This window comes from Gryllotalpicola sp. CP2-P1 (genome assembly GCF_057512245.1).
Genome location: NZ_JBLRDT010000207.1, coordinates 1 through 4,397 on the forward strand (window position 1 = coordinate 1; position 4,397 = coordinate 4,397).

Annotated in this window: 5 protein-coding genes; 4 read left to right on the plus strand and 1 reads right to left on the minus strand. The window is 69.0% G+C overall.

Annotated elements, in window-relative coordinates; translation table 11 throughout:
• The 3 genes from ACM2XV_RS12785 to ACM2XV_RS12795 all read left to right on the plus strand — a co-directional run.
• Positions 1–489: sensor histidine kinase (locus tag ACM2XV_RS12785; protein ID WP_487027198.1), on the plus strand; the 489-nt coding region annotated here is incomplete at its 5' end.
• Entirely contained in the window at positions 486–1,655 is a 1,170-nt protein-coding gene (locus ACM2XV_RS12790) for a hypothetical protein (protein ID WP_487027199.1), read from the plus strand. The genes ACM2XV_RS12785 and ACM2XV_RS12790, both read left to right, overlap by 4 nt.
• Positions 1,652–2,326 (plus strand): response regulator, encoded by a 675-nt coding sequence (locus ACM2XV_RS12795; RefSeq protein WP_425553384.1) that lies wholly within the window; start codon positions 1,652–1,654, stop codon positions 2,324–2,326. The genes ACM2XV_RS12790 and ACM2XV_RS12795 overlap by 4 nt, the downstream gene beginning before the upstream one ends.
• Positions 2,327–2,329: 3 nt before the next feature.
• On the opposite strand, the gene ACM2XV_RS12800 is transcribed toward ACM2XV_RS12795, so the two are convergent.
• Positions 2,330–3,058 carry a DUF2510 domain-containing protein gene (locus tag ACM2XV_RS12800; RefSeq protein ID WP_487027200.1) on the minus strand — a complete coding sequence of 243 codons (729 nt, stop codon included), beginning with the start codon at positions 3,056–3,058 and terminating at the stop codon, positions 2,330–2,332.
• 15 nt (positions 3,059–3,073) lie between these two features.
• Between ACM2XV_RS12800 and ACM2XV_RS12805 the strand changes: the two genes are divergently transcribed.
• Positions 3,074–4,342 carry an IS256 family transposase gene (locus tag ACM2XV_RS12805; RefSeq protein WP_487027201.1) on the plus strand — a complete coding sequence of 423 codons (1,269 nt, stop codon included), beginning with the start codon at positions 3,074–3,076 and terminating at the stop codon, positions 4,340–4,342.
• Positions 4,343–4,397 lie beyond the last annotated feature (55 nt).

Here is a 4,397-nt window from a genome sequence, read left to right on the forward strand (position 1 = left end):
CTGCGCGAGCAGGCCGGTGAGGATGCCGCGCTGCTGCGCCAGCTGCGCATGGGGTTCACGCCGAACCCGGCCGCGAGCGGCGAGTACAAGCTGCGGCCGGTCGAGGAATCCACGCTCGGCAACACCCTCGAATCGGTGAAGCAGCGCTTCCGGCGCATGGGCCTCGAGGTGACCTGGCACGGCAAGGGCCAGGTGCTGCTGCCGAGCGACACCCTCGACGCGTTCCTGCTCGCCCTCTCCGAGAGCCTCGAGAACGTGCGCCGCCACTCGGGTGTCGGCGAGGCGCACGTGACGATCACCGACGACGATCAGAGCGTGCGCGCGATGGTCACCGACGACGGCGTCGGATTCTCCATCGACCAGATCGCGCCGGGGCGGCTCGGGTTCAGCGAGTCGATCGTGGCGCGCCTGCGCGACGTCGGCGGCGACGCCCGCCTGTTCTCCGCCCCCGGCAGCGGCACGACCGTCGTTCTGGAGGTTCCGAAGTGAGTCACCTCGCCCCGCGGCCGGCGCCGGTGGTCGAACCCGAGCCGAGCGTCGACCGGCTGGCATCCGGTCTCAACATCGCCGCCGACGTCGTGATCGGGCTGTGCTTCCTCTTCTTCCTGATCGACGTGCGCGAGGTCGCGATGCTGCCGCTCAATGTGGCGGCCTGGGTCATCCTCATCGCGGTGGTCACCCTCACCCAGCTCGGCATCAGCCGCCGGGTGCGCCTGCCCGACGGCTGGTTCACCTACGCGCGCATCGCGTTCGGGGTGGTTCTCGTGCTGGACGTCTTCGGCGTCCTGGGCGAAGTCGCGCATCGCGTCACGGGGCCGTTCCCGACCGCGGCGATGGCGACGGGCGCGGGGCTCGTGATGTTCGCGACGACCCAGCGGGGCCGCGCCATCAACATGGCGGCCGCGGCGCTCGGCATCCTGCTGCTCACCGACATCCTCTTCACCGTCAGCCCCGCGTATGCCTTCGACTACGCGCCCGGCGTCGTGTCGATCGCCATCGCGATCATTCCGCCGATCATCGCCACGGCGATCGTGCAGTCGTTCCGCCAGATGGTCGAGTTCCAGTCCGACCTGTCGCAGGCCAAGGGCACGACCGGCGGTACGGGCGTGAGCCTCGGCCTGAACGCCTCGGAGCAGCTGGTGCGCCTCGACGCCCAGGCCGAGAAGCTGCTCGACGACGTCGCGAGCGGCCGCACCCCGCTGCCGCTGCCCGACGCCATCGCGGAAGAGGCCTCGACGATCGCCACCCAGCTGCGCATGAACCTCGTCGCGGGCAAGAGCGAGACCTGGCTCTACCACGCGCTCACCGAGTCGAGCGTGCTCGGCTCGGTGTCTACGATCGACGACCCGGAAGGGCTCGCCGCGGGGCTCGCGCCCGACCAGCGCGACGGGTTCCTGACCGCGCTGTGGATGCTGGCGGGCGACGGCGACCGAGTCGCGCAGTCTCTGACCGTGACCGTGCGCAGGTCGAGCGGGGCAGCCGGCCAGAACCAGCGGCTCGCCATCACACTCGAGCTGATCGGTGTGCCGAAGCGGCGCATCGACCCGGCGGCATGGCAAGCTATCAGCCGGGTGGGCCGTTATACGGACTCGTTCCAGGCGCCTACTCTGAGAATCGACGTCGATTGCGCACTTGACGTGGTCGCCGATCGATGACCCCCTCGAGAGGAAGAAGAGCTGTGACAGGCCAACCCATCCGGATCGCGATCGTCGACGATCACCGCATGATCCTCGGCGCCCTGACCGAGTGGATCCGCAACGCCGCCGATGACATCGAGGTGGTCGCGGCCGTCGCCACCTGGCCCGAGCTGCTGACGAGCCCAGCGTTCCCCGTCGACGTCGTCCTGCTCGACCTCGACCTCAAAGACAACATCCCGGTCTCGGTGAAGCTCTCAGCTCTGAAGACGGCGGGGGCGCGCACCGTGCTCATGAGCGCGTACTCCGACCCCAACATCGTGCGCGAGGCCCTCGCGTCGGGCGCCAGCGGCTACGTCGTGAAGAGCGAAGACGCCGCGATGATCGCCGAGGCCATCCGCGCGGCGGTGGCCGGCGAGTCGTTCGTGTCGGCAGAGCTCGAGGTCCTGCTCAACGAGACCGAGGGCTCGAGCCCGAAGCTGTCCGCCCAGGAGCGCCGCGTCATGGCGCTGTACGGCGCGGGCGAGCCGGTCAAGTCGGTCGCCTACAAGCTCGGCATCAGCGACGAGACCGCGAAGAGCTACCTCAAGCGCATCCGTGAGAAGTACCGCCTCGCGGGCTTCGACGTCGGCACCAAGGTCGCGCTGCGCAAGCGGGCCATCGCCGACGGCATCCTGCTGCACAACGACTGAGCCTCACGCAGTGGGGTACGAGTTGCCCGCCTGCTCGATGAGCGGGCCAACCCACGACGCGAGCCAGATGGCAGACGACACGATCGCCACCACATAGGCGGCGATCAGCACCCAGATCGGCGCGAGACCCCGTGGCGACGCGACCCTGCGCACGACGACGCTGCGGCCGATGACATAGACGATGTTCATCAGGAACGCCCACCCCCAGCTGAACGGGCGCTCGACCCCGATGCGCCGCAGGCGACGCGCGTCGAAGACGGCGAGCACGATCGCCGCGGCGTAGCCGCCCCACCCGACCGCAGCCGACACCCAGTAGCCGCCGCCGTAGATCGACGCCGGGTCCACCGTGACGACCGGGCCGCCCGCCTGCTGCTCTTCGCTGACGCGGCGCATGAGGTCGACGAGGCCGCTGACGTCGATGTGGATGAACCACACCGCGATTCCGCCGAGCAGCGGCAGCAGCGCGAGGATCCAGATCCACGGGCCGTAGACCGGCGCCCCCTCCGGCAGCCGCGGCCGGGCGCCAGGCGCCGCGGCGAGCGCGACGTGATCGGTCCACTGCCCGCCGTCCCAGAAGCGCTGGGCGGAGCGGTTCCACGGGTCGGGGTACCAGCCGGGAGGTGTCGCATTGGGCGAGTCCCATAGCGTGGTGTCAATTCCCGCGGGGGTTCTCGTCGTTGTAGACGATGACGGGCCACCGTGGGATGACCAGTTGTTTCCGGCAAGAAGCAAAGCAGAGATCCCACGATGACCCACAACCAGTCTGCCCTTTCGGCCTTGATCGGCGAAGTCCTCGCTGATCCCGACCTCGCGCACCAGGACGTGTTCCGGCGGATGCTGCAGGCCGGGCTGCAGGACCTGATCGACGCGGAGGCGACGGCCAAGATCGGCGCCGATCGTTACGAGCGCACCGCCGAGCGGATCACCCGCCGCAACGGCACCCGGCCCAAGACGCTCGCGACCCCGGCAGGGGAGGTGGATCTGACGATCCCGAAGCTGCGGGAAGGGTCGTTCTTCCCGTCGCTGCTCAGCCCCCGCCGGCGGGTCGACAAGGCGCTCTACGCCGTGATCTGCCAGGCGTGGATCGACGGGGTGTCCACCCGGAAGGTCGATCAGCTGGTGCGCGCCCTCGGCAACGACACCGGCATCAGCCGGTCGACTGTCTCGCGGATCTGCCAGGAGATCGACGAGACGGTGCAGGAGTTCCTGCACCGCCGCATCGACCACACCTGGTTCCCGTACCTGTTCCTGGACGCCACCTATCTCGATGTGCGCCACCGCGGCCGGGTCGTCTCCCAGGCCCTCGTGGTCGCTACCGGCGTCTCCGGAGACGGACGCCGGGAGATCCTCGGCATGAGCCTGGGGGACGCGGAGACCACCGACTTCTGGACCGAGTTCCTCCGCTCCCTCCGAGACCGGGGCCTCAAGGTCGCGACCGACGCCGACCCGCTCGGCGTGGCCCTGGTCACCTCCGACGCACACGCGGGCCTGAAGGCCGCGGTCAAGGCGATCCTGCCCGGCGCCTCATGGCAGCGCTGCCGAGTGCACTTCGCACGCAACATCACCCAGAAGCTCGGCTCGGCCCGATCCAAGCCCGTGAACGCGCTGATCACCACGATCTTCGCGCAGACCACCCCGGAGGCAGTCACCGGCCAGTACCGGGCCGTGACCGACTCGCTGCGCTCCTCGTTCCCCGAGATCGCCGACATGCTCCAGACCGCCGAAGCGGACCTCACCGGCTTCGCCGCGATGCCCCGCGAGCACTGGCAGAAAGTCTGGTCAAACAACCCGATCGAGCGCCTCAACCGCGAGATCAAGCGCCGCGCCGACGTCGTGCAGATCTTTCCCGACCGCGACGCTGTCACGCGCCTCATCGGCGCGGTCCTGCAAGAGCAGCACGAGGAATGGCAATACGGGGAACGCCGCTACTTCTCCGACATCTCGATGCGCAAACTCGTCCACACCCTCCACGAACACACCGAACCCGCACGCCCCGAGCTCTACCTCACCGCCTAACCATCACCCACCACAGGCAACAACAGGAATGACACCACCCCACGGGACTTGACCG